Origin of the sequence: Haemophilus parainfluenzae (assembly GCF_003253005.1) — a bacterium.
GTDB classification, from domain to species: Bacteria; Pseudomonadota; Gammaproteobacteria; order Enterobacterales; family Pasteurellaceae; genus Haemophilus_D; species Haemophilus_D parainfluenzae_M.
On sequence record NZ_QEPZ01000001.1, the window covers coordinates 219,994 to 242,288 of the forward strand.

The 22,295-nt window shown below is 39.2% G+C and carries 28 protein-coding genes and 3 tRNA genes; 1 reads left to right on the plus strand and 30 read right to left on the minus strand.

What is annotated here, in order from left to right:
• Positions 1–22: 22 nt before the first annotated feature.
• The 23 genes from iscX to DPV97_RS01200 form a co-directional block, all read right to left on the minus strand.
• Positions 23–217 carry a Fe-S cluster assembly protein IscX gene (gene iscX / locus DPV97_RS01090; RefSeq protein ID WP_014064926.1) on the minus strand — a complete coding sequence of 65 codons (195 nt, stop codon included), beginning with the start codon at positions 215–217 and terminating at the stop codon, positions 23–25.
• Positions 217–558, minus strand: coding sequence for an ISC system 2Fe-2S type ferredoxin (fdx, locus tag DPV97_RS01095; RefSeq protein WP_070715307.1), 342 nt, complete (start codon positions 556–558; stop codon positions 217–219). Before fdx ends, iscX begins: the two co-directional genes overlap by 1 nt.
• A 45-nt stretch (positions 559–603) precedes the next feature.
• The gene (gene hscA, locus DPV97_RS01100; RefSeq protein WP_070715305.1) at positions 604–2,460 is read right to left on the minus strand and encodes a Fe-S protein assembly chaperone HscA; all 1,857 of its coding nucleotides are present in this window, start codon (positions 2,458–2,460) and stop codon (positions 604–606) included.
• A gap of 40 nt (positions 2,461–2,500) precedes the next feature.
• Positions 2,501–3,187 carry a DUF2625 domain-containing protein gene (locus tag DPV97_RS01105; RefSeq protein ID WP_070715303.1) on the minus strand — a complete coding sequence of 229 codons (687 nt, stop codon included), beginning with the start codon at positions 3,185–3,187 and terminating at the stop codon, positions 2,501–2,503.
• A gap of 74 nt (positions 3,188–3,261) precedes the next feature.
• Positions 3,262–3,783, minus strand: coding sequence for a Fe-S protein assembly co-chaperone HscB (gene hscB, locus DPV97_RS01110; RefSeq protein WP_070715301.1), 522 nt, complete (start codon positions 3,781–3,783; stop codon positions 3,262–3,264).
• A 9-nt stretch (positions 3,784–3,792) separates the two neighbouring features.
• Positions 3,793–4,116: an iron-sulfur cluster assembly protein IscA gene (gene iscA, locus DPV97_RS01115; RefSeq protein ID WP_032822628.1), complete on the minus strand. Its 324-nt coding sequence runs from the start codon at positions 4,114–4,116 to the stop codon at positions 3,793–3,795.
• 50 nt (positions 4,117–4,166) lie between these two features.
• Entirely contained in the window at positions 4,167–4,550 is a 384-nt protein-coding gene (gene iscU, locus DPV97_RS01120) for a Fe-S cluster assembly scaffold IscU (RefSeq protein WP_005696665.1), read from the minus strand.
• A 54-nt stretch (positions 4,551–4,604) separates the two neighbouring features.
• On the minus strand, positions 4,605–5,819 hold the full coding sequence (locus tag DPV97_RS01125) for an IscS subfamily cysteine desulfurase (protein WP_070715298.1): 1,215 nt from the start codon (positions 5,817–5,819) through the stop codon (positions 4,605–4,607).
• A 63-nt stretch (positions 5,820–5,882) separates the two neighbouring features.
• Positions 5,883–6,338, minus strand: coding sequence for a Fe-S cluster assembly transcriptional regulator IscR (gene iscR, locus DPV97_RS01130; RefSeq protein WP_070715296.1), 456 nt, complete (start codon positions 6,336–6,338; stop codon positions 5,883–5,885).
• A gap of 59 nt (positions 6,339–6,397) precedes the next feature.
• A complete protein-coding gene (trmJ, locus tag DPV97_RS01135) occupies positions 6,398–7,117 on the minus strand; it encodes a tRNA (cytosine(32)/uridine(32)-2'-O)-methyltransferase TrmJ (protein WP_070715294.1) in 720 nt (239 codons plus the stop codon).
• 122 nt (positions 7,118–7,239) lie between these two features.
• A tRNA-Lys gene (locus DPV97_RS01140) sits at positions 7,240–7,315 on the minus strand.
• A 30-nt stretch (positions 7,316–7,345) separates the two neighbouring features.
• Positions 7,346–7,421: transfer RNA gene (locus tag DPV97_RS01145), tRNA-Lys, on the minus strand.
• Positions 7,422–7,446: 25 nt separating this feature from the next.
• A tRNA-Lys gene (locus DPV97_RS01150) sits at positions 7,447–7,522 on the minus strand.
• Positions 7,523–7,698: 176 nt separating this feature from the next.
• Positions 7,699–8,166 carry a peptidoglycan-associated lipoprotein Pal gene (gene pal / locus DPV97_RS01155; RefSeq protein WP_005696669.1) on the minus strand — a complete coding sequence of 156 codons (468 nt, stop codon included), beginning with the start codon at positions 8,164–8,166 and terminating at the stop codon, positions 7,699–7,701.
• Between the two features lie 24 nt (positions 8,167–8,190).
• Positions 8,191–9,474: a Tol-Pal system beta propeller repeat protein TolB gene (gene tolB / locus DPV97_RS01160; RefSeq protein WP_049364498.1), complete on the minus strand. Its 1,284-nt coding sequence runs from the start codon at positions 9,472–9,474 to the stop codon at positions 8,191–8,193.
• Between the two features lie 41 nt (positions 9,475–9,515).
• Positions 9,516–10,817 carry a cell envelope integrity protein TolA gene (gene tolA, locus DPV97_RS01165; protein WP_070715291.1) on the minus strand — a complete coding sequence of 434 codons (1,302 nt, stop codon included), beginning with the start codon at positions 10,815–10,817 and terminating at the stop codon, positions 9,516–9,518.
• Positions 10,818–10,835: 18 nt separating this feature from the next.
• Positions 10,836–11,255: a colicin uptake protein TolR gene (tolR, locus tag DPV97_RS01170; RefSeq protein ID WP_070715289.1), complete on the minus strand. Its 420-nt coding sequence runs from the start codon at positions 11,253–11,255 to the stop codon at positions 10,836–10,838.
• Positions 11,256–11,333: 78 nt separating this feature from the next.
• Positions 11,334–12,020 carry a protein TolQ gene (tolQ, locus tag DPV97_RS01175; protein WP_070715287.1) on the minus strand — a complete coding sequence of 229 codons (687 nt, stop codon included), beginning with the start codon at positions 12,018–12,020 and terminating at the stop codon, positions 11,334–11,336.
• A gap of 20 nt (positions 12,021–12,040) precedes the next feature.
• On the minus strand, positions 12,041–12,469 hold the full coding sequence (ybgC, locus tag DPV97_RS01180) for a tol-pal system-associated acyl-CoA thioesterase (RefSeq protein WP_186821768.1): 429 nt from the start codon (positions 12,467–12,469) through the stop codon (positions 12,041–12,043).
• Positions 12,470–12,540: 71 nt separating this feature from the next.
• Positions 12,541–12,828: a cyd operon protein YbgE gene (ybgE, locus tag DPV97_RS01185; RefSeq protein WP_049374447.1), complete on the minus strand. Its 288-nt coding sequence runs from the start codon at positions 12,826–12,828 to the stop codon at positions 12,541–12,543.
• A 2-nt stretch (positions 12,829–12,830) separates the two neighbouring features.
• Entirely contained in the window at positions 12,831–12,929 is a 99-nt protein-coding gene (locus DPV97_RS01190) for a cytochrome bd oxidase small subunit, CydX/CbdX family (RefSeq protein WP_101494276.1), read from the minus strand.
• 11 nt (positions 12,930–12,940) lie between these two features.
• A complete protein-coding gene (cydB, locus tag DPV97_RS01195) occupies positions 12,941–14,080 on the minus strand; it encodes a cytochrome d ubiquinol oxidase subunit II (protein ID WP_070715286.1) in 1,140 nt (379 codons plus the stop codon).
• Between the two features lie 14 nt (positions 14,081–14,094).
• Entirely contained in the window at positions 14,095–15,660 is a 1,566-nt protein-coding gene (locus tag DPV97_RS01200; RefSeq protein ID WP_070715284.1) for a cytochrome ubiquinol oxidase subunit I, read from the minus strand.
• A gap of 451 nt (positions 15,661–16,111) precedes the next feature.
• Here DPV97_RS01200 and DPV97_RS01205 point away from each other — a divergent pair, with 451 nt between their 5' ends.
• Positions 16,112–16,432 (plus strand): DUF5339 domain-containing protein, encoded by a 321-nt coding sequence (locus DPV97_RS01205; protein WP_070715282.1) that lies wholly within the window; start codon positions 16,112–16,114, stop codon positions 16,430–16,432.
• Positions 16,433–16,487: 55 nt separating this feature from the next.
• Here the strand turns inward: DPV97_RS01205 and ruvB are convergent, their stop codons facing one another.
• The 7 genes from ruvB to DPV97_RS01240 form a co-directional block, all read right to left on the minus strand.
• Positions 16,488–17,495 carry a Holliday junction branch migration DNA helicase RuvB gene (gene ruvB / locus DPV97_RS01210; RefSeq protein ID WP_070715281.1) on the minus strand — a complete coding sequence of 336 codons (1,008 nt, stop codon included), beginning with the start codon at positions 17,493–17,495 and terminating at the stop codon, positions 16,488–16,490.
• Positions 17,496–17,508: 13 nt separating this feature from the next.
• Positions 17,509–18,120: a Holliday junction branch migration protein RuvA gene (ruvA, locus tag DPV97_RS01215; RefSeq protein WP_070715280.1), complete on the minus strand. Its 612-nt coding sequence runs from the start codon at positions 18,118–18,120 to the stop codon at positions 17,509–17,511.
• A gap of 58 nt (positions 18,121–18,178) precedes the next feature.
• Positions 18,179–18,751 carry a crossover junction endodeoxyribonuclease RuvC gene (gene ruvC, locus DPV97_RS01220; protein ID WP_070715278.1) on the minus strand — a complete coding sequence of 191 codons (573 nt, stop codon included), beginning with the start codon at positions 18,749–18,751 and terminating at the stop codon, positions 18,179–18,181.
• A 50-nt stretch (positions 18,752–18,801) separates the two neighbouring features.
• Positions 18,802–19,236 (minus strand): ACP-like domain-containing protein, encoded by a 435-nt coding sequence (locus DPV97_RS01225; RefSeq protein WP_049366389.1) that lies wholly within the window; start codon positions 19,234–19,236, stop codon positions 18,802–18,804.
• Positions 19,237–19,253: 17 nt separating this feature from the next.
• Positions 19,254–19,994 (minus strand): YebC/PmpR family DNA-binding transcriptional regulator, encoded by a 741-nt coding sequence (locus DPV97_RS01230; protein ID WP_005697071.1) that lies wholly within the window; start codon positions 19,992–19,994, stop codon positions 19,254–19,256.
• 47 nt (positions 19,995–20,041) lie between these two features.
• On the minus strand, positions 20,042–20,500 hold the full coding sequence (gene nudB / locus DPV97_RS01235) for a dihydroneopterin triphosphate diphosphatase (protein ID WP_070715277.1): 459 nt from the start codon (positions 20,498–20,500) through the stop codon (positions 20,042–20,044).
• A gap of 101 nt (positions 20,501–20,601) precedes the next feature.
• Positions 20,602–21,870 carry an NRAMP family divalent metal transporter gene (locus tag DPV97_RS01240; RefSeq protein ID WP_014064903.1) on the minus strand — a complete coding sequence of 423 codons (1,269 nt, stop codon included), beginning with the start codon at positions 21,868–21,870 and terminating at the stop codon, positions 20,602–20,604.
• Between the last annotated feature and the right edge of the window lie 425 nt (positions 21,871–22,295).

Consider the following 22,295-nt stretch of genomic DNA (forward strand, 5'->3'; position numbering starts at 1 on the left):
CTCGCTTTTTTAATCGAATCGATTACTCGTATTCATCTAACCATTTCAACAAAATCGCTTCCAGAATACTCTCATTAGATTTCATTGGATCATCATCAAAATCGTCTAGTTCACAAATCCACTTATGCAAATCCGTGAAACGTACCGTTTTAGGATCTAAATCTGGATTACGATCATAAAGTTCTTCTGCGATAAGCTGGGCATCAGTCCATTTCATTAGTGAGCCGCCTCATTCGCATGGTTAATATTATATTTAGGGATTTCCACCACTAAATCTTCATCACCCACGACACATTGGCAAGAAAGGCGGCTATCCATTTCTAAGCCCCATGCTTTATCTAGCATATCTTCTTCTTGATCGGTAGCTTCATTTAATGAATCAAACCCTTCACGAATGATGACATGGCATGTTGTACAAGCACAAGAACCATCGCAAGCATGATGAATTTCAACACCCGCATTATGTGCCACTTCTAATAAGTTGTCGCCTGCTGCTGCATCAACCACCATACCCTCTGGACAGAACTCTTCATTCGGTAAAAAAATCACTTTTGGCATATTACTTTCCTCAATATAAAAAACTCGTTAATTTATAACCGCACTTTATTGCTCAATATCTGATACAGATTTACCTGTCAGCGCTTGATTAATGGATTTATTCATTCGTCTTGCCGCAAATTCTTGAGTCGCAACATCAAGGGCTTTGATTCCCTGAACGATAGCATGACGATCTGTGCCTTCTTTTACATCCATTAGTTGTTTCAATGCATTTTCAATTTGGTGGAATTCGGCTTCGGTTAATAAGTCTGCCCCATCTTGTTGTAATGCCACAATCACGCTTTCAATCACACGATCAGCCTCAACGCGCTGCTCAGCTAATTCACGGGCTTGCATATCATCTTGTGCATTATCAAAAGAAGCTTTAATCATTGCCGTTACTTCTTCATCTGTTAAGCCATAAGAAGGCTTAATTTGAATCGATGCTTGGACTTTAGTGGATTTTTCCATGGCGGTCACACTTAATAAGCCATCTGCATCCACTTGATAAGTTACTCGAATATGTGCAGCACCCGCCACCATTGGCGGAATACCACGCAATGTAAAACGACCTAAAGAGCGGCAATCATCCACCAACTCACGTTCACCTTGTACCACATGTACCGTCATCGCTGTTTGACCATCTTTAAAGGTGGTAAATTCTTGCGCGCGAGCCACTGGAATCGTGGTGTTACGTGGAATGATTTTCTCCACTAAACCGCCCATAGTTTCAATACCTAAAGAAAGCGGCACCACATCGAGTAATAACATATCACTGTCATTCTTGTTGCCCACTAAAATATCCGCTTGGATTGCCGCACCTAAAGCAACTACTTTATCTGGGTCGATAGAGGTTAATGGTGTTTTACCGAAGAATTCGCCCACTTGCTCACGTACATAAGGCACGCGAGTGGAACCTCCAACCATAACCACTTCTTGTACGTCTTCAGCTTCAACATGCGCATCTTTCAATGCGCGACGGCAGGTTAATAAAGAACGTTTTACCAATGAGTGGATTAATTCATTGAATTGCTCACGACTTAACTCACCTTTAAATCCGCGCCAAGAAATGACTGCACTTTGTGCACTTGTTAAAGCAATTTTAGTCTGAGTCGCTAAGCTTAAAAGCTCACGCTGCTCATTTACATTTTGTGGTTGAATACCCGCTTGCTCAACAATCCAATCGGCAATTAAATGGTCAAAATCATCACCACCTAAGGCCGTATCCCCACCCGTTGCTAACACTTCAAATACGCCTTTAGATAAGCGTAAAATTGAGATATCAAAGGTACCGCCACCTAAGTCATAAACAGCGATGACGCCTTCTTTTCCGCTATCTAAACCATAAGCGACTGCTGCAGCGGTGGGTTCATTTAATAAACGTAATACATTTAACCCTGCAAGACGTGCTGCATCTTTCGTACTTTGACGTTGAGCATCATCAAAATAGGCGGGTACGGTAATCACCACTCCAGAAAGCTCACCTGCAAGGCGTTGTTCTGCAATATGATTTAAACGAGATAAAATATCCGCAGAGACTTCAATCGGGCTTTTTTTGCCTTGATGCGTCACCAATAATGGCAAGCCATTTTCACTTGCCACAAATTCATAGGGCAAATTGGTATAACGAGCTTGCACATCATCAAGGCTACGTCCAATCAGACGTTTCACAGAAATAATCGTATTTTTAGGATCAATTGCAGCTTTTGCAAATGCTTCTGTACCAACAAGTTTTTCATTTTCACCATAGTAAACGACTGAAGGCACAAGGCTTCTGTCTTGTTCATCATTCAAAATGGTGGCTTGACCGCTACGCACTGCGGCAACTAAAGAGTTTGTTGTACCTAAATCAATCCCTACCGCAAGACGGTGTTGATGTGGTGCAGCCGTTTGTCCTGGTTCTGCAATTTGGAGTAATGCCATATCTCTTTTTATCTCTAATAATTAATTCGTTAAAGGCTCATTATGCGACTGAATAAACTTGTGCAAATTTATCTTGTTCAGTAAAACTTGCGTTGTAATGGGTTTCAATGTTGACTTCGCGTCGCTCACGCTGATTAATGTCGGTTGTCTTATCTTCTGAAAGCTCTGGTGTAAAAACGATCATGTGGTTACCATCGAGTTGTTTTACATCTTCTTGCCAATTTTGCCAAAATAGATTTTGGTAAAATGCTTCAATGTCACTATTTAATGCCCAAGCTAAGAAATCCGTATAGGTAAAATTTAAATCATGCCAAGTTAAATCTTTTGGCGAAAAATAATAAATCTTGCCAAGATTAGAACCTAAAGAGCCACCATTTAAAGCAAAATAACCACCAATGACATCGTCCGCAACAAGCAAATATTTTGGTTTATCACCTGATTGATTAAAGGATTTACTGAAATTCCAGTCCATTAATCCACGTGGTAATTTAAAACTGCCTGACCCCAATATACGCAACCAACCATGATGGATTAAAATGCCGCCAGTTTCATAAATGACTGCTCCCATTGGAGAAGAAGTGGGCATTTGCATGGTGAAAAGCTCACGTTCTGCACTAGATTGATCTTTTTTAATCACATCACAATGATTACGAGCATGCTCAATCCATTGGGAAATGGTTCCCCAAGCAGATTTTGAGGCATCAGTCAGTTGTTCTAAAGTTTGCATAATCGAGTTTCATTAGTATGAGGGCAATTACCCATTTATCAATAGCGAAAAGGGCGTATTAAACGCCCTCAAGATTATAATTCAAATAGACGTTCTTCTACTTGGCTAATTTCATCCGCCAATTTTTTTAGAAAACGTAATTTATCACAGAACTGTGCAGCAGTTGACCATTGTTGCTCATTTAGTTGTTCTTCAAGTGCAGTCAATATTTCTTTTGTTTCTTTTTTAACGCGTTTCGCAAAGGATTCTAATGCATTTTCATCCTGGCTTTGCTCAATATTTTCGAGCTCTTCTCGCCATTCTAATTGCTGCATTAGGAATGCCATATCTTGTGTGCTCTTTTGTTCTAAATCCTGTGCTTCTCCCGTATTTAATGCAATAATTGCTTCCGAACGTAAAATTGGGTCTTTCAAGGTTTTTAATGCATCATTAACTTCTGTTGATTTTTGCATTGCAATGCGTTGTTCTTGTGCATCTGCCGTAACAAAATTATCTGGATGCAAACTCTTTTGAAGCACTAAATAGCGTTCAGACAAAAGAGATTGATCAACATTGAAAGCAACGGGCAAATCAAAAATAGCAAAAGGATTTGTCATCTTTATTCCTTAAACATGGAAACTTTCACCACATCCACATGATTCTTTCACATTTGGATTGTTATATTTAAAGCCTTCGTTCAAGCCTTCTTTGACATAATCTAGCTCAATGCCATCTAAATAAACCAAGCTTTTTGGATCGACTACCACTTTCACGCCATGCTGCTCAAAAACAAGGTCGTCATCATTGAGCACATCAACGAATTCAAGCACATAGCCTAAACCCGAACAACCTGATGTTTTCACACCTAAGCGTAAACCGATGCCTTTTCCACGATTTTCAAGAAAAGTACGAACTCGTTGTGCCGCTTTTTCAGTGAGTGTTATAGACATATTCTGATCCTTAAATTGATAAAGTGCGGTCATTTTCAACCGCACTTTGATTACTTACCTTGTTTATTTTTATAGTCAGCAATGGCGGCTTTAATTGCATCTTCTGCTAAAATTGAGCAGTGAACTTTTACTGGTGGTAATTCAAGTTCTTCCGCAATTTGACTATTTTTGATTGCTCCTGCTTCATCTAAAGATTTACCTTTCACCCATTCGGTAATTAAAGAACTTGATGCAATCGCAGAGCCACAACCATAAGTTTTAAATTTCGCATCTTCAATAATGCCACTATCATTTACTTTGATTTGTAACTGCATAACATCACCACAAGCCGGTGCGCCAACCATACCCGTTCCTACTGAATTATCTTTTTTGTCCATTGAACCAACATTGCGTGGATTTTCGTAATGATCGATAACTTTTTCGCTGTATGCCATATTATGTTCCTTTCCTAAATAAGTTGCTATCAGGCGGTCAAGCCACCTTGAAAATTAGTGGGCTGCCCACTCAATAGTGTTTAAATCAATACCTTCTTTGAACATATCCCAAAGTGGCGATAATTCACGAAGTTTTGCTACTGCATTACGTGTTAAATTAATGGTGTAATCAATTTCTTCTTCCGTTGTCCAACGACCAAGTGTGAAACGAATTGAGCTATGTGCTAATTCATCATTACGACCTAATGCGCGTAATACATAAGATGGTTCTAAACTCGCTGAAGTACAAGCCGAACCAGAAGAAACTGCCACATCACGTAATGCCATCATCAATGATTCACCTTCAACATAGTTAAAGCTGATGTTCAAGTTATTTGCTACACGGTGCTCCATTGAACCATTTACATAGGTTTCTTCAATTTCTTTTAAGCCATTATATAAACGATCGCGTAAAGCTCTGATACGAGGTATCTCTGTCGCCATTTCTTCTTTTGCAATACGATAAGCTTCACCCATACCAACAATTTGGTGTACAGGTAATGTACCTGAACGCATACCACGCTCGTGACCACCACCATGGATAATTGCTTCTAAACGAACGCGAGGTTTACGACAAACATATAATGCCCCGATACCTTTGGGTCCGTACAATTTGTGACTAGACATTGACATCAAATCAACTGGTAATTCAGCAAGATTAATTTCTACTTTACCGACACTTTGGGTCGCATCTACGTGAAAAATCGTTTTATTTGCACGGCAAAGCTCACCAATTGCTTTAATATCCTGGATCACGCCAATCTCATTATTCACGTGCATAATTGACACAAGAATCGTATCTGGACGTAATGCAGCTTTGAATTTCTCAAGATCAATTAAACCATCTTCTTCTGGATCTAAATAGGTGACTTCAAAGCCTTCACGCTCTAACTGACGACAAGTATCTAATACGGCTTTGTGCTCAGTTTTACAAGTAATAATGTGTTTACCTTTTGTTTGGTAAAAGTGTGCTGCGCCTTTAATTGCAAGGTTATCTGCTTCTGTTGCGCCAGAAGTAAACACGATCTCACGTGAATCTGCGCCAATCAAATCAGCAATTTGATTACGTGCAATATCAACTGCTTCTTCAGCTTGCCAGCCAAATTTATGTGAACGAGATGCTGGATTACCGAATACACCATCAATGGTTAAATATTCCATCATTTTTTTAGCCACACGTTCATCAACTGGACATGTTGCTGCATAATCTAAATAAATTGGTAATTTCATTTTCACTCCTAAATAACTACCAAAAATGCCATCATTCTGACCGCACTTTGATCTACTTTCCTATTATTGGTTAACGACAACCAAATCATCAAAATCTTTGTGAGCTTTATGTTTTCCTGATTTTTTCTCCACAAGCTCGGCTAATGTAATCTCATCTAAAAAATCAGAAATACGATCACTTAAATCTTGCCATAAAGTATGAGTTAAACATTCAACCCCACCTTTACAATTTCCCTTTCCAAGGCATCTTGTGACATTAATGTTCTCATTTACGGCAGAGATCACCATACCGATAGAAATTTGATCAGTTGGTAAAGCTAAACGATAGCCACCACCCGGACCTCGAACACTTTTTACTAATCCACCACGACGCAATTTTGCAAATAATTGCTCAAGATAAGAAAGTGAAATATTTTGACGTTCTGAGATATCCGCTAAACAAACTGGAGCTGTCCCCGCATGTAATGCGATATCTAAAATTGCGGTAACCGCATATCGCCCTTTAGATGTAAGTTTCATAAAGCATCCCTATTAATCGCCGTTTGGATAGTTTACATATCTGACTATGATAGTCAATTTTAGTCTTTTTGCAGATTAAGGCGTTTTTCGACCGCACTTAACATTCCTCGCAAAATATTTAATTCATTTTTTTCTAGAGAAGAACGGTTATAAAGTCGTCTTAACTTTTGTATAACCCCTTGATTTTGAATAAAACCAAGAGACTGATACACCTGTTCCGTATGAGCAAAAAAATACTCCATTTCTTGTGCTGTTGGATAGATATTTTCTATTGTTGAAAGTGCAGTTTCCGTTCTATTTTTCACTAAAAATGCCATTCGCATTTCATAACTTACTAACTGCACTGCCATCGCTAAATTTAGCGAAGAATATTCAGGATTCGCAGGGATATTTAAATGATAATGACATTTAAGTAATTCTTCATTTGTGAGCCCAACACGCTCACGACCGAACACGATTGCCACTTGGCCTTGATGTGTACTGACTTTCTCCGCACATTCTCTTGGCTCAATCAACGTACTCTGTAAATGGCGTAATCTCGCACTGGTCCCAATTACTAATGAGCAATCTTCTATTGCTTGTTCAAAAGTATCAACAATGTGGGCATTACGCACAACATCATCAGCGCCTGCAGCTAATGCAATAGATTGCTCATCCAGCGATTTTGGCGAGACCAAATAAAGATTGGATAATCCCATTGTTTTCATCGCACGCGCCGCTGAACCGATGTTCCCGCTATGTGATGTTTCAACCAAAACAATTCGAATATTTTGTAACATTTTATGCCCGACTTAACTTTGTGGATATTCTACCATAATAACCGCTAAATATAGTCAAGAATTTTGAAAATATTTTAATTTTTTGTAAATTTATTAACAAACAGGAGAAATAAGATGTTGAGTGGTGGGCTGTGAGAGGCTCGAACTCTCGACCGACGGATTAAGAGTCCGCTGCTCTACCAACTGAGCTAACAACCCAACCGGTTAAATAATGATCTGTAAAATAGATGGTGGGTCGTGAAGGATTCGAACCTTCGACCAACGGATTAAAAGTCCGCTGCTCTACCGACTGAGCTAACGACCCATTTAGGAATTCTTCGAAATAAAAGTGGTGGGTCGTGAAGGATTCGAACCTTCGACCAACGGATTAAAAGTCCGCTGCTCTACCGACTGAGCTAACGACCCATATCATTTCGTAACAGGTGCGTATATTACCGATTTTATTTTCTGACGCAAGAAAAATCTGAAGAAATTGTGTTAATTGCGTGAATACTCGTCAATTTCTGACAATATCTTAGAACAAATAAAAAAGGAGAGTATTTCTACTCTCCCTTTTTCTAAGAATCAAAATTCTCTAAAAATTAGTATGCTAACACTGCACGACGGTTTTTAGAGTATGCTGCTTCATCGTGACCTAACACTGCAGGTTTTTCTTCACCGTAAGAAACAGTTGATACTTTACCAGCGTCAACACCTTTACCAGCTAAGAAACCTTTAACTGCGTCAGCACGACGTTGACCTAAAGCGATGTTGTACTCTGGAGTACCACGTTCGTCAGTGTTACCTTCAACAACCACTTTAGAAGCTGGAGTTGCATTTAAGTATGCAGCGTGAGCATCTAAGATTTGAACGTATTCACCTTCGATGTTGAATTTGTCGAAACCGAAGTAAACGGTATTGTAACGTTGTTGAAGATCTTCAACAGAGTAACCACCGAAAGTTTGACCGTTGTTAGCACCGTTGCCTGCTGCATCGTTGTTTGATGAGCTACATGCTGCTAATGCAGCTACTGAACCAGCAACTAATAATGATTTAACAAATTTGTTCATTAGATTTCTCCTCAATGAGTTTTTTTATTTAGTCAAGTATGGAGACCAAGCTGGAAATTTCACTTGGCCATTACTTCCTGGAAGACTCGCTTTAAAGCGACCATCTGCAGAAACTAATTGTAACACCTTTCCTAGCCCTTGTGTAGAGCTGTAAATAATCATGATACCGTTAGGAGAAATACTTGGGCTTTCACCTAAGAAAGATGTACTTAATACTTCAGAACTACCGCTTGTGAGATCTTGTTTCACCACGTTGTTATTACCGTTGATCATCACAAGAGTTTTACCATCACTACTGATTTGCGCACTACCGCGACCGCCAACTGGTGATGCACCACCACCGCTTGCACTCATTCGATAAACTTGTGGTGAACCACCTCTATCTGAAGTAAAGAGAATTGAGCTACCATCTGGAGACCATGATGGTTCCGTATTATTACCCGCACCGCGAGTTAATTGAGTAGGGGTACCGCCATTTGAGCCCATTACATAGATGTTTAATAAACCATCTTGTGAAGAAGCAAATGCGAGTTTTGAACCGTCTGGAGAGAATGCTGGCGCACCATTATGCCCTGGGAAAGAAGCTACTACTTTACGAGAACCTGAACCTAAGTCTTGTACAACAAGTTGTGATTTTTTGTTCTCAAAAGATACATACGCTAAACGTTTACCATCTGGAGACCAAGCTGGAGACATAATTGGTTGCGAGCTACGATTAACGATAAATTGGTTGTAACCATCATAATCTGCTACACGAACTTCATAAGGTTGTGAGCCACCATTTTTTTGCACCACGTAAGCGATACGTGTTCTGAATGCGCCACGAATACCGGTTAATTTTTCAAATACTTCATCACTCACGGTATGTGCACCATAGCGTAACCATTTATTAGTCACGGTATAGCTATTTTGCGCAAGTACCGCACCAGGTGTACCTGATGCACCTACAGTATCAACTAATTGGTAAGAAATGTTATAACCGCTACCCGTTGAAGTCACTTGACCTACAACAACAGCATCAATACCTAAAGCTGTCCAAGCTTCTGGTTTCACTTCAGCTGCTGTTGTTGGTTGTTGTGGCATTTGGCTTACTGGAATTGGGTTAAATTTACCACTATTACGTAAGTCATCTGCAACAATTTGACCAATATTTTCAGGTGCAGAACCTGCGAAAGGAACAACTGCGATAGGACGAGCACCATCAACACCTTCATCAATCACAATTCGAACTTCATCTTCTGCCATTGCTGTGCTTGCAAACGCAAACATCACCACAAATAGCCCCATAACACGTTTGATCAATTTCATTTAATCACCTTATTTTAACGTTGTTACTTTCCTAAAACCAATTATCGAGCATTGATATCAAAGTCGATAGTCGGCGCTTTATATTTTTCATAAATAGCATCAGATGGTGCTGCTGGAACTTTTTTCGTTCTAGCTACCGCACTTAATGCTGCAGTACAAATATCATCTGGTCCAGAAACGCGCTGGTAGCCTAAAATCGTACCATCTCGACCGAGCTGAATTTTAATACTACAAACTTTACCAGCAAAGCTTGGGTCTTTTAAGAAACGGCGTTGAATTTCACGCTTAATCACACCTGCATATTGGTCACCGACCTTGCCACCGTCTCCAGCTCCAAGTCCCGCACCACTACCTTGAGTACCGCCTTTATTCGCATTACCACCTTTAGATGCGCTACCACCACCGATGTCACCACCGTTCATGAAATCATCTAAAGCTGCTTGATCCGCTTTACGTTTTGCTGCATCTGCTTTGGCTTTAGCATCAGCCTTCGCTTTAGCTTCTGCATCCGCTTTAGCTTTTGCTTCTGCCTTGGCTTTTGCTTCTGCCTTGGCTTTTGCTTCAGCCTCTGCCTTGACTTTTGCTTCAGCCTCTGCCTTGGCTTTTGCTTCAGCCTCTGCTTTCGCTTTGGCATCAGCCTCGGCTTTCGCCTTAGCATCTGCTTCTGCTTTAGCCTTGGCATCAGCCTCAGCTTTTGCCTTCGCTTTTGCTTCTGCTTTAGCTTTCGCCTCAGCCTTGGCTTTAGCATCCGCTTCTGCTTTTTCTTTCGCTTTTTGAGCTTCAGCTTGTGCCTTTGCTTTTGCTTCTTCTTCAGCCTGTTTAGCGGCTGCAGCTAAACGTTTTGCCTCGGCTTCCGCTTTCAACTTCGCTGCCTCTGCAGCTTGTTTTGCTTTTGCTTCTTCAGCTTGTTTCTGTTTTTCTAACGCCTCTTGACGAGCAAGTTCTTGTTGCTGTTTTTGCTTTTCAATTTCTTGCTGCTTTTGTTTTTCAAGTTCTTTTTGACGTTGAATTTCCTGCTGACGCTTAATCTCTTCTTGTTTCGCAATTTCTTGCTGATTTGGTTCAGGTTCAGGCTCTGGTTTCTTCTCTTCGACTACAGGTTCTGGTTTTTTCTGTTTATCAGTTTGACCTTTCTTCTGTTGTTGAATACGTCCCCATTCCTGTGCTGCAGTGCCAGTATCGACCATCACAGCTCCCATGGCATCACCTTCACCTTCTCCACCACCCATTATTTCAACGGTTTGATAAAGAGAGCTCCAAATCAACAAACCAAACAATGCAAGGTGCATCGCAATAGAGATGACAAACTCATTTGCACGTTTTTTTCGTCGATTATTCTGCACGGTTTTACCTACTTATTCTTAAATTGGGTTGGTCATTAAACCCACAGACTTAATGCCGGCAAGATGTAGTAAATTCAGTGCTTTAATCACTTCTTCATAAGGTACATCTTTTGCTCCGCCCACTAAGAACATTGTGTTATTGTCTTTATCAAATTCTTGTTTTGATAATTGGGTTACCATTTCTTCGTTAAGGCTTTCTTGGCGTTGACCACCAATAGAAATCGAATACTGCCCTACACCCGCTACTTCTAAGATAACCGGTGTTTTATCTTCATTTGATACATTTTGACTTTGCACCGAATCAGGGAGTTCCACTTGAACGCTCTGACTGATAATCGGCGCGGTTGCCATAAAAATTAACACTAAAACTAAAAGAACATCGAGAAATGGCACGATGTTAATTTCAGATTTAATGTCTTTACGCTGACGACGAGCCATAATTTCCTCTAAAACTTTGCTAAAATCCACCGCACTTTTCGTTTAATTTATGAAGTTCGGTCAACTTTTCATTTATTTTTAATGGTGCGCTTTACCAAAAGCTTGACGATGTAAAATTGTGGTGAACTCATCAATGAAGTTACCATAATTTTGTTCAATCGCATTTACACGTAAGCTTAAACGGTTATACGCCATTACAGCTGGAATCGCCGCAAACAAACCAATTGCGGTTGCGATCAAGGCTTCTGCGATACCTGGAGCAACCATTTGTAATGTTGCTTGTTTCGCACCACTTAATGCCATAAATGCATGCATGATCCCCCAAACGGTACCAAATAAACCAATATATGGACTTACAGAAGCAACTGTTGCTAAGAAAGGTACACGGCTTTCAAGGGATTCCACTTCGCGATTCATCGCAAGGTTCATCGCACGAGTCGTACCTTTGATAATTGCTTCTGGCGCATCTGCATTCACTTGCTTTAAGCGAGAGAATTCTTTAAAGCCAACAAAGAAAATTTGTTCGCTGCCTGTTAGTACTTCACGACGATTAGATAAACCATCATAAAGTTTATTTAAATCTTCACCAGACCAGAAACGATCTTCAAAAGTGTTCGCTTCTTTTAACGCACTCGTCAAAATACGGCTACGTTGAATAATGATTGCCCAAGAAATAATTGAGAACGAAATTAAGATCACAATTACAAGTTGAACAACGATACTCGCTTTTAGAAAAAGATCTAAAAAGTTCAATTCTGTAGTCATTGCATACTCCGAAAAGTTATTTACTTTAAAAATGCCGCTTTTAATTCTTCAGGAATTGCGACAGGTTTCATTTTGCCTAGATCAACACTAGCTACCTTAACAGTAGCCTTCGATAACACCACTGTCTCAAGAACTAACCGCTGTTCAAAGAGAATTGTTGCTCCTTTCACGGCCGTCATTTCAGTTTCAACAATAAGATAATCATCCAATTTTGCCGGAATACAATAGTCAATAGAGATGGTTTTGACCACAAAAGCTAATTGTTGTTCCTGCAATAATGATTGTTGGGAAAAATTAAGCGTTCTTAAATATTCAGTTCGTGCACGTTCAAAAAAATGTAAGTAACGTGCGTGATACACTACTCCGCCTGCATCCGTGTCCTCATAATAGACACGAACCGGAAAGGTAAAACATTGGTTATTCAAAATAATGCTCAAATTATCAGCCATAACAAGCCGCTTATTTTAGAACCTGTTCATTAGATGTGCAAGATCCAAATAATAATATTTGTCTATCGTTCTTATAAAAACCAATGCTGAACAATGGCAATTATTGTGGTGAAATAACCAATAAAGGGCAAGAAAACGAGCTGCCATATTGCTCGACGAATTTCAAATCCAATCCCGTGAATCCATAAATTAATCAATCCCCAAAAGATTGCAAGAATCCAAGCAGGATGAGCGGTTCGAAGTGCGGTTGAAAACTGACTTAAATTTAAAAAGAAAGCCGCAGTTAAAAATAACGCTAAAATAAACGAAAGGGTTCGCAAGGAACCCTTATTACTGAATTGATAGAGTGAATTAATCATCATTACTCGTCAAATTTACCTGACTTTTCTTTACCAATGGTTAATTTAGCACTCACCATAACTGCAGCCAACACACCCACTACCCAAATTACGTATAACATATTGTTTCTCCTTAGTATAATGAGTTTTTGTTGTCTTCAACAAAGCTTTCATCCAAGCGACCAAACATTTTGTAGTATGACCAAATGGTGTAAAGCAATGAGATGGTAACGAATACTAATGCCAAGTAGAACATTAAGGTTAATGTTAATTCACTTGACGTTGCATCCCACATTAATAAACTTTGTTCTGGATGAGTACTTGAAGGCATTACAAATGGGAACATTGATACTGCCGCAGTAATAATCACACCAGCCATTGTTAATACAGAGAAGAAGAATGCAAAACCACAACGATTTGCTTTAGATGCAATCACATTTAATAATGCACCAACCACAGCTAATGCTGGGAATGCCCATAAAGCTGGATTTTCATTGAAGTTTTTGAACCATGCTCCTGCTTCAACTGCTACTTGTTTGCCTGAAGTTGGCGCTGATGCTGCAAAGTGATCAATCGCGCTAGTCACCACATAACCGTCTTTGAAAGAAAGCCATACACCTGCAAGTACAAAAGTAATTAATGTCACTAATGCGCCAATTTGTGTAATTGCTCTTGCACGATCACGCAATGCAGCAGTAGTTTTCATTTGTAACCAGTTTGCACCATGAGTTACTAACATTGCAAGACTTAACACACCGCAAAGTAATGCGAATGGGTTTAATAATGCAAAGAACGAACCTGTGTAAGTTGCTTGTGAAAGCTCATTTAATTCAAATGGTACACCTTGTAATAAATTACCAAATGCTACACCGAATACTAATGCAGGTACAAAACCACCCGCAAACAAGCCCCAATCCCACACAGCACGCCATGTTGGGTTATCAATTTTCGCACGATATTCAAAACCAATTGGACGGAAGAATAACGCAGCTAACACGAGGAATAAGGCAATATAGAAGCCTGAAAACGCTATAGAATAAACAATCGGCCATGCCGCAAAGATTGCACCACCAGCAGTTAATAACCAAACTTGGTTACCATCCCAGTGTGGAGCAATAGAGTTAATCATAATACGTCTTTCTACTTCTTTCTTACCTGCTACGGGTAAAAGTGCGGTCACGCCCATATCGAATCCATCTGTTACAGAGAAACCGATAAGCAATACAACAACTAGCACCCACCAAATAATACGTAGAATTTCATAATCAAGCATAATCCATCTCCTGCTTATTTAGATGATTGCTCAAAATAGTATTTGCCGGTTTTCAATGCACTTGGACCTAAACGTGCATATTTAAACATCAAATACATTTCCGCAATGATGAAGAAGAAGTAAAGTACACAAATTAAACCGATAGAGAACCATAAGTCACCTACACTCAAGTTAGAGGCAGACACACCCACCGGTAATACTTCATAAATCGCCCATGGTTGACGACCAAATTCAGCTAAGAACCAACCGAATTCAATCGCTAAGATTGGCAATGGGATACCCCAAAGCAATGCTTTAAGTAATAAGCGAGAAGAAGTCACTTTGTTACGTAAATTTTGAACAAATGCACCAAAGGTCAGTAAAATAATTAAACCACCTGCGGCTAACATACCACGGAATGCCCAGAAGTTAGGCCCAACGTTTGGAATACTATCGCGAGCTGCTTGTTTAACTTGTTCATCCGTTGCATCAACAACTTTATCTGTGTAACGTTTTAATAATAAACCGAAACCTAAATCACCTTTAACTTCATCAAATTTTGCTTTAGTTTCAGGACTTACTTGGCCTGCTGATTTTTTCTCTGCTTTTAATTGTGTGAATAAATCATACGCTACCATACCATTACGAACACGACCTTCATTTTTCGCTTGAATATCTTTCAAACCAACAATTTCAGTGTCTAAAGAACGAGTTGCAATTAAACCACCTAAGTAAGGGATTTCAATCGCAAAATCATTTTTCATTTCAGCAGTATTTGGAATCGCAACTGGATGGAATGGCGCTGGAGCTGCATGAGTATCAAACTCAGCTTCCATTGCAGCCAATTTCACAGGTTGTGCTTTACCGATATCATAACCTGATTCATCACCCATAATTAATACAGCTGATGCAGCGATAAAACCAAAAGTTGCCGCTACAGAGAATGAACGTTTAGCAAAACCGATATCGCGACCTTTTAATAAATAGAATGCACTGATACCTAATACAAACATTGCACCGGTTGTATAACCTGCTGTTAATGTGTGTAAGAATTTACTTTGCGCAACTGGATTTAACCAAAGATCTAAGAAGCTGGTCATTTCCATACGAACGGTTTCAAAGTTAAATTCTGCCGCTACCGGATGTTGCATCCAACCATTCGCGACTAAAATCCACATCGCAGAAAGGTTTGAACCAAAGGCTACGCAGTAAGTTGCGAGTAAGTGTTTACCTTTAGTTAAACGATCCCAACCGAAAAAGAATAGCCCCACGAAAGTGGATTCTAAGAAGAATGCAAGTAATGCTTCGATCGCTAATGGAGCACCGAAAATATCACCAACATAGTGAGAATAATAAGACCAGTTTGTCCCGAATTGGAACTCCATGATAATACCGGTCGTTACCCCTAGAGCAAAGTTAATACCAAATAACTTACCCCAGAATTTAGTCATATCTTTATATACTTCTTTGCCCGTTTTAACATAAATGGTTTCCATGATCACAAGAACGAAAGATAAACCTAATGTTAATGGTACAAAAATGAAGTGATATAACGCAGTTAATGCAAACTGCAAGCGTGAGAGATCAACAACGTCTAACATCTCAACTCCTTGTATAAATCTACAAGATTTTCACTTTATGATTACCAGGGATAACCCCAAATAACCACCCCAAACTACTCAACAGAAATTGTTAAGAAATATTGAATTATTTACGTAATAATTGCCTTTCCTATTCTCAAAACAGAATACAGTACAATATAAATATTCAAAAATTTCCCATATTCTACTACTATTTATGAGGATAAAAAACAGAAAAAACCGTTATCTTGATCACATTTTTTGATATAAGTTACAAAATACCCTATTTAGCATAACTATAGCAAAATTGATCTACATCAAATCTTGCATATTTATCTCGAATGAAAAAATTTATCTCTATCACAAGGAAACTTTATTGAAAGGAAATAGACAAAATAATCACTAGACAGGACAACAAGATTTTGTTATTTTTTAACCTAATAATATTTGGAAAGATTTGTAGGGATTTACAATGAAAAAAATTTGTGTAATTTTGACCGCACTTTTCGGTTCTATGGCACTATCTGCCACTGCAGCACCTATTACAGAAAACAAAGCTGCTCTTCCACAACAATGCACACAGTTATTTAAAGAAACAGAAAATTTGATTGCCCAAGCAGAAAAACAGCCGGGTACTCATACTCAAGTAGGTAAAATCAAAAGCAAACTAAATCAAAGCAAACAGCAAATTCTTGAAATGGAATTAGCGACTCAACAAAAAAGCTGTAATGTGGGTTTAGCAAGATTAAATAGTATGAAGAGCTATACTGAAGGAACTGAAGAAACTAACTAAGCAGGTTTCAAAAAGAAAGGACATATTGATATCAATATGTCCTTTTTTATCTGTCTTATTCTGACGGCTTCTGAAGTCCGAAGTGTCGATAAGTTAACGAAGTCGCAATTCGGCCTCGAGGGGTTCGCTGTAAAAATCCCTGTTGAATCAAGTAAGGTTCTAAAACATCCTCGATAGTGTCTCGTTCTTCACCTATTGCTGCTGCCAAGTTATCTAACCCAACTGGCCCACCATCAAAACGTTCAATCACTGCGGTAAGCAATTTTCTATCTAAGTAATCAAAGCCAGCATCATCTACATCTAACATTGAAAGCGCTTGTTTCGCAATGTCTGCCGAAATCATGCCATCATTACGTACATCAGCAAAATCTCGAACCCGACGCAATAAACGGTTTGCAATGCGAGGCGTGCCACGTGAACGACGAGCCACTTCAAAAGCCGCTTTATCTTCTAATTCTAGATTTAAGCAAGAGGCACTTCTTGTCACAATAGACGTTAAATCTTCAACGGAATAAAATTCTAAACGCTGAACAATACCGAAACGATCACGTAGTGGCGAAGTTAAAGAACCCGCTCGAGTCGTTGCACCAATTAATGTGAAAGGTGGCAAATCTAATTTAATTGAGCGTGCAGCAGGGCCTTCACCGATCATAATATCCAACTGATAATCTTCCATTGCTGGATAAAGCACTTCTTCAATAGCAGGGGAAAGACGGTGAATTTCATCAATAAACAACACATCATGGGGTTCAAGATTTGTCAGCATTGCTGCCAAATCGCCGGCTTTTTCAAGAACAGGCCCTGATGTGGTGCGAATATTCACGCCCATTTCATTTGCCACAATATTAGCTAGCGTCGTTTTTCCTAAGCCAGGAGGACCAAAGATCAAAAGATGATCTAAGGCATCTTGCCGCAATTTTGCCGCCTGAATGAAAATATCCATCTGCTCTCGCACTTGTGGTTGTCCCACATAGTCCGATAAAAGCTTTGGACGAATCGCACGATCGATGACATCTTCATCCATCTTTGCCTGACTGCTAATAATTCTATCTGCTTCGATCATATTTGTTTAATCTTTATAATGCGGCTTTTAAGGCTTCGCGAATTAATTGCTCACTGCTTAAATCCGCTTTAGCGACTTTTTTCACCATTTTTTCAGCATCCGTTGGTTTATAACCTAATGCAACCAATGCAGCAACAGCTTCGTCTGCAGAGCTTTCAGCTTGGAGTAATTCTGACATTGAAGGAATATGCTTGCTCTCCACAAAGAAATCACTTTGGCGAACATCTTTAAACTTCCCTTTTAACTCTACTAATAAGCGTTCAGCGGTTTTCTTGCCCACACCAGGAATTTTAACTAATTTTGACAGTTCTTCTCGCTCAATAGCGTAAGCAAACTGCTCTACCGACATTGCAGATAAAATCGCGAGTGCCAATTTAGGTCCAACACCATTGGTTTTAATTAATTCACGGAATAAAGTGCGGTCAGTTTTTTGGGCAAATCCAAAAAGAAGATGAGCATCTTCACGCACAACAAGATGGGTAAATAAAGTAGTTTCTTGCCCGATTTCAGGTAAGTCATAAAAACTGGTCATTGGTAACAATAATTCATAACCGATGCCTTGTACATCAAGCAAAATTTCAGGAGGTTGTTTTTCTAATAAAATGCCTTTTAAACGACCGATCATAAGATTTCCATGTAAAAAAATTTTGCATAGAATAAAATAAAACTGGATATTAATCCAGTTAAATTTTTAATCTAAATCGACCTCGGCTGTATCTTGTTTTTAAAAGTGCGGTCATTTTTTCGTGTGTTTCTGTGGTTTTGACCGAGCCAGCAATATGCAAGGAATGTTGAATGGTATGAGCATGAGTGATGGCAATGGCTAAAGCATCTGCCGCATCTACCTGAGGTTTATCTGAGAGCTTCAAAATTCGTGTCACCATATCTTGTACTTGAACTTTATCTGCAGAACCAATCCCAACAACAGTCTGTTTCACCAAACGAGCCGCATATTCAAATACAGGTAAATCATGGTTCACTGCAGCCACAATCGCCGTACCACGTGCTTGCCCCAGTTTTAAAGCTGAATCCGCATTTTTAGCCATAAACACTTGTTCAATGGCAAACATATCGGGCTGGAATTGTGTGATGATTTCTGTCACGCCAGCATAAATTCGTTTTAATCGTGTAGGTAAATCCTCTACCTGCGTGCGGATTGCTCCACTGCCGAGATATTCTAAATGGCGACCATTTTGTCTAATCACACCATAACCCGTTACACGAGAACCTGGATCAATGCCTAAAATAATACTCATAAATTCTCAAAAATAAACGGCCGGTCAATGCCGGCCGTTTTTAGCGTTAATTATTGGTTTGCTTTTGCAGTTGCTTTTGCATCTACATCACAGTTTTTCACAACAATTTTATCTGCTTTTTTGCCTTTGATTAAAAGATTTACTGGCGCAACAGAATCAAATTTATCTAAAGTTAAACCACTATCTACGTTCCAAACATATTTGCCTGAAGTAAATGAAGTGAAGTCTTTTTGAGCTGCATCACGAGCAAAATCTTTCGCGATAACTTTGTTACCCACCATCACCATTGCTGCTGTTGGCTCTTGGTTTTCGAATTGATAAACTGCAGTTACAGTTTTCTTGTTACAGGTATAAACTACTGTTTTATCCGTTACAGTAGGGGTTGCCATTTGTTCCGCTTTGTTTTCCATTTTTGGTGCATCGCTTGCACACGCAGATAAAACAACAAGAGCGGCCATTGCTGGTAATACTTTAGCAAATTTCATTATAAATCTCCTTAAAATTACAGCTGAGCTGCAACTTCATCACTAATTTCACCGTTATGATATACGTTTTGTACATCGTCACAGTCTTCTAACATGTCAATTAAACGCAACAATTTAGGCGCAGTTTCAAGATCAAGATCAACTGTTGTTGATGGAATCATTGTCACTTCTGCGTTATCAATTTTAAACCCTGCTGCTTCGATTGCATCGCGCACAGAACCTAAATCTTCCCACGCAGTATAGATTTCGAATGAACCATCATCTTGTGGTTGAACATCATCTGCACCGGCTTCAATTGCCGCTTCCATTAACGCATCTTCTTCACCTTGGCTAATTAAAATCAAGCCTTTTTTGCTGAATAAGTAGCCTACAGAACCTTCAGTCCCTAAGTTACCACCACATTTAGTGAAACTTGGGCGAACCTGTGAGATGGTTCGGTTTGCGTTGTCACTTAGACACTCAACCATCACAGCAGTTCCACCCGGACCATAACCTTCGTAAATTCTTGTTTCCATATTGGTGTCATCACCACCGCCCACACCGCGTTCAATCGCACGGTTAATGGTATCGCGAGTCATGTTGCTCGATAAGGCTTTATCTACTGCCGCACGTAGACGCGGGTTCGCACTTACATCACCGCCACCAATTTTTGCAGCAGTCACTAATTCACGAATTAATTTTGTAAAAATTTTACCGCGTTGCGCATCTTGTGCTGCTTTACGGTGTTTAATATTTGCCCACTTACTATGGCCTGCCATGTTGTTTTCCTTCTTATCTTAAAAACGTTTTTAAATGAAATCCTCTTCTATAGAGGAAAGCCGTTCATCAAATATTTTTTGATGGCCTCGGCATTATTCGGCGATTTTGTCATTTGGATCGCATCTTCTGGTGAAACCCATTGATACGCCAAATGCTCACTTAATATCGGTTCAAATTCCTGCTCAACTGCCAATAAAAACCAATGTTCATGACAGTGAGCCACATTCGGTGCGTATTTATAGCGGAAATGCGGGAAAATTTCAAATTCTATACTCTCTTTACAATCAAAAAGTGCGGTCGAATTTTCTTCTATTTTTAATCCAACTTCTTCCCAAACTTCTCGAATTGCTGTTTCTCTTGGTGTTTCGTTGGTTTCCAATGCCCCCGTAACGGATTGCCAAAACGTTGTGTCGTCTCGACGTTGAAGCATAAGAACACGATGCGTGCTTTCCGCATAAATTACCACGAGAACCGATTGATTATTTTTATATTTCAAGCTCGTCATCTACATGATTGAGAATGGACAGCATCATACCTTTTCTACTAAAAACTTTCAAAAAAATTACCGCACTTTAAAACTAAAGTGCGGTAATTATCTCAATTATTTTAGTTTAACCAGCCAGCTTGTTGGGCGATAAACAAGCCTGCAAAGGCTGTTAAGTAGAATAAACCGATAAGGGATAACCACAATAAGCCGCCTTTTACACTGTGTTTCGCGTGCTTAGTCAGAGATAAATTCAACCAAGCAAAGATTGGTGCAGAAACAAATGAAGCAATCATCGCGAACTTCAACATCGGACCAACAGCATTATTAAAGTAGAAAATAATCGCTAAACCAGATAACGCCGCAAAAATCATACCGATATTAAGAATTCTCACAGAGCTTTCCTGTTTACCGAATAAGATACGCAAAGATTCAACATTGGTACGAGAGTAACCATCAATTACTGTAATTGTTGTACCAAACATACACATGAACGCAATGACTGCAATTAATAAGCGAGACCATTCACCGATAGTACTTGCATACATATTGATAAGTTGTGCGATATATTTTCCGCCAACCATCTCTACGGTTTCAGGAGAACCATATTGCACCAATGCACCAAGCGCTAAGAAGACGACAGCTAAAATTGCTGTACCGATATAACCCACGTTGAAGTCAAATAAACCGTCTTCATAAGATACTTTCGTTAGACGACGTTTTGCTACCACCCACATAGAGTTAACAGCAGAAATTTCAATTGGTGCAGGCATCCAACCCATTAAGGCCACTAAAAACGCTAATTTACTTAATTCCCATGGAGAAGGCGCTACAAAATCAGGTGTGGCTACGCCATTGATACCATTACGCATAAAAGCAATCACGACAGCGCTCACGGTTGTTACCGTTAAAGCAATCATGATGATTTTCGATAAACTATCTAATAAACGATATTTACCCAACAATAAAATGCCGGTTGTCACAAGAATCACTAATGAGCTTAATACTGGCATTGGTAGAGGAATTGGCGTAATGAAGGTTAAAATTGCGGCTGTTAATAATCCCACTGCAGCGGTATTAATCACTGTGGCAAAAACGTTTAAAGCAAGGAATAACCAAAGGTAGAACTTCCCTTTTTGACGGTAACCTTCTAACAAGGTATTACCGGTATCTAGGGTATATTGAACACCGAAACGGAAGAAAGGATATTTAAATAAGTTAGCAAGAATAACAATACTCACTAATTCCCAACCATAGATCGCACCAGCTTGGGTAGATGCAATAATATGCGAACCACCAACAGCTGCTGATGCCATCACGATGCCCGGGCCTAAGGCAGAGAATTTACTTGCCCACGTTGATTTTTCTACTGGAGTTGAAACTTCACTCATAAAATGTTCTCTTATAAATTAATCATAAATCGAAAAAGGTCTTATTTATAATAGAATTTTATCCTTGAGTAAAGTAAATAAAGTTCCATTTAAAGAAGAATAAAAGAGTAAAAATCTAATTATTTTGAAATTTCAGGATATAACTTCAAAACAAATAAAACTACATCATATTCATACCAAAAAAATGATGTATTTAAGTGAATAAAATTTTTTCAATAAAAAGAAAGTGCGGTCAAAATCAGTTGAATTTTTGACCGCACTTATATCGCATTAGCTCATACTAGATACTAAAAACTAGAATAGTCATGAGAAACAAGTCCCCTCTACTCTGACACTTTTGAAGTTTGAGTAAAATATTTATTTACACTTGGTCGATAGAGAATTAATCCAAACACAATTAAGCGAACGACTGAGCCAATAAATAA

What these genes read in the sequence shown, in the direction of transcription:
- iscX (WP_014064926.1), bottom strand. Translation starts at nt 217, where the DNA reads ATGAAATGGACTGATGCCCAGCTTATCGCAGAAGAACTTTATGATCGT.
- fdx (WP_070715307.1), bottom strand. Translation starts at nt 558, where the DNA reads ATGCCAAAAGTGATTTTTTTACCGAATGAAGAGTTCTGTCCAGAGGGT.
- hscA (WP_070715305.1), bottom strand. Translation starts at nt 2,460, where the DNA reads ATGGCATTACTCCAAATTGCAGAACCAGGACAAACGGCTGCACCACAT.
- DPV97_RS01105 (WP_070715303.1), bottom strand. Translation starts at nt 3,187, where the DNA reads ATGCAAACTTTAGAACAACTGACTGATGCCTCAAAATCTGCTTGGGGA.
- hscB (WP_070715301.1), bottom strand. Translation starts at nt 3,783, where the DNA reads ATGACAAATCCTTTTGCTATTTTTGATTTGCCCGTTGCTTTCAATGTT.
- iscA (WP_032822628.1), bottom strand. Translation starts at nt 4,116, where the DNA reads ATGTCTATAACACTCACTGAAAAAGCGGCACAACGAGTTCGTACTTTT.
- iscU (WP_005696665.1), bottom strand. Translation starts at nt 4,550, where the DNA reads ATGGCATACAGCGAAAAAGTTATCGATCATTACGAAAATCCACGCAAT.
- DPV97_RS01125 (WP_070715298.1), bottom strand. Translation starts at nt 5,819, where the DNA reads ATGAAATTACCAATTTATTTAGATTATGCAGCAACATGTCCAGTTGAT.
- iscR (WP_070715296.1), bottom strand. Translation starts at nt 6,338, where the DNA reads ATGAAACTTACATCTAAAGGGCGATATGCGGTTACCGCAATTTTAGAT.
- trmJ (WP_070715294.1), bottom strand. Translation starts at nt 7,117, where the DNA reads ATGTTACAAAATATTCGAATTGTTTTGGTTGAAACATCACATAGCGGG.
- pal (WP_005696669.1), bottom strand. Translation starts at nt 8,166, where the DNA reads ATGAACAAATTTGTTAAATCATTATTAGTTGCTGGTTCAGTAGCTGCA.
- tolB (WP_049364498.1), bottom strand. Translation starts at nt 9,474, where the DNA reads ATGAAATTGATCAAACGTGTTATGGGGCTATTTGTGGTGATGTTTGCG.
- tolR (WP_070715289.1), bottom strand. Translation starts at nt 11,255, where the DNA reads ATGGCTCGTCGTCAGCGTAAAGACATTAAATCTGAAATTAACATCGTG.
- tolQ (WP_070715287.1), bottom strand. Translation starts at nt 12,020, where the DNA reads ATGACTACAGAATTGAACTTTTTAGATCTTTTTCTAAAAGCGAGTATC.
- ybgC (WP_186821768.1), bottom strand. Translation starts at nt 12,469, where the DNA reads ATGGCTGATAATTTGAGCATTATTTTGAATAACCAATGTTTTACCTTT.
- ybgE (WP_049374447.1), bottom strand. Translation starts at nt 12,828, where the DNA reads ATGATTAATTCACTCTATCAATTCAGTAATAAGGGTTCCTTGCGAACC.
- DPV97_RS01190 (WP_101494276.1), bottom strand. Translation starts at nt 12,929, where the DNA reads ATGTTATACGTAATTTGGGTAGTGGGTGTGTTGGCTGCAGTTATGGTG.
- cydB (WP_070715286.1), bottom strand. Translation starts at nt 14,080, where the DNA reads ATGCTTGATTATGAAATTCTACGTATTATTTGGTGGGTGCTAGTTGTT.
- DPV97_RS01200 (WP_070715284.1), bottom strand. Translation starts at nt 15,660, where the DNA reads ATGTTAGACGTTGTTGATCTCTCACGCTTGCAGTTTGCATTAACTGCG.
- DPV97_RS01205 (WP_070715282.1), top strand. Translation starts at nt 16,112, where the DNA reads ATGAAAAAAATTTGTGTAATTTTGACCGCACTTTTCGGTTCTATGGCA.
- ruvB (WP_070715281.1), bottom strand. Translation starts at nt 17,495, where the DNA reads ATGATCGAAGCAGATAGAATTATTAGCAGTCAGGCAAAGATGGATGAA.
- ruvA (WP_070715280.1), bottom strand. Translation starts at nt 18,120, where the DNA reads ATGATCGGTCGTTTAAAAGGCATTTTATTAGAAAAACAACCTCCTGAA.
- ruvC (WP_070715278.1), bottom strand. Translation starts at nt 18,751, where the DNA reads ATGAGTATTATTTTAGGCATTGATCCAGGTTCTCGTGTAACGGGTTAT.
- DPV97_RS01225 (WP_049366389.1), bottom strand. Translation starts at nt 19,236, where the DNA reads ATGAAATTTGCTAAAGTATTACCAGCAATGGCCGCTCTTGTTGTTTTA.
- DPV97_RS01230 (WP_005697071.1), bottom strand. Translation starts at nt 19,994, where the DNA reads ATGGCAGGCCATAGTAAGTGGGCAAATATTAAACACCGTAAAGCAGCA.
- nudB (WP_070715277.1), bottom strand. Translation starts at nt 20,500, where the DNA reads ATGACGAGCTTGAAATATAAAAATAATCAATCGGTTCTCGTGGTAATT.
- DPV97_RS01240 (WP_014064903.1), bottom strand. Translation starts at nt 21,870, where the DNA reads ATGAGTGAAGTTTCAACTCCAGTAGAAAAATCAACGTGGGCAAGTAAA.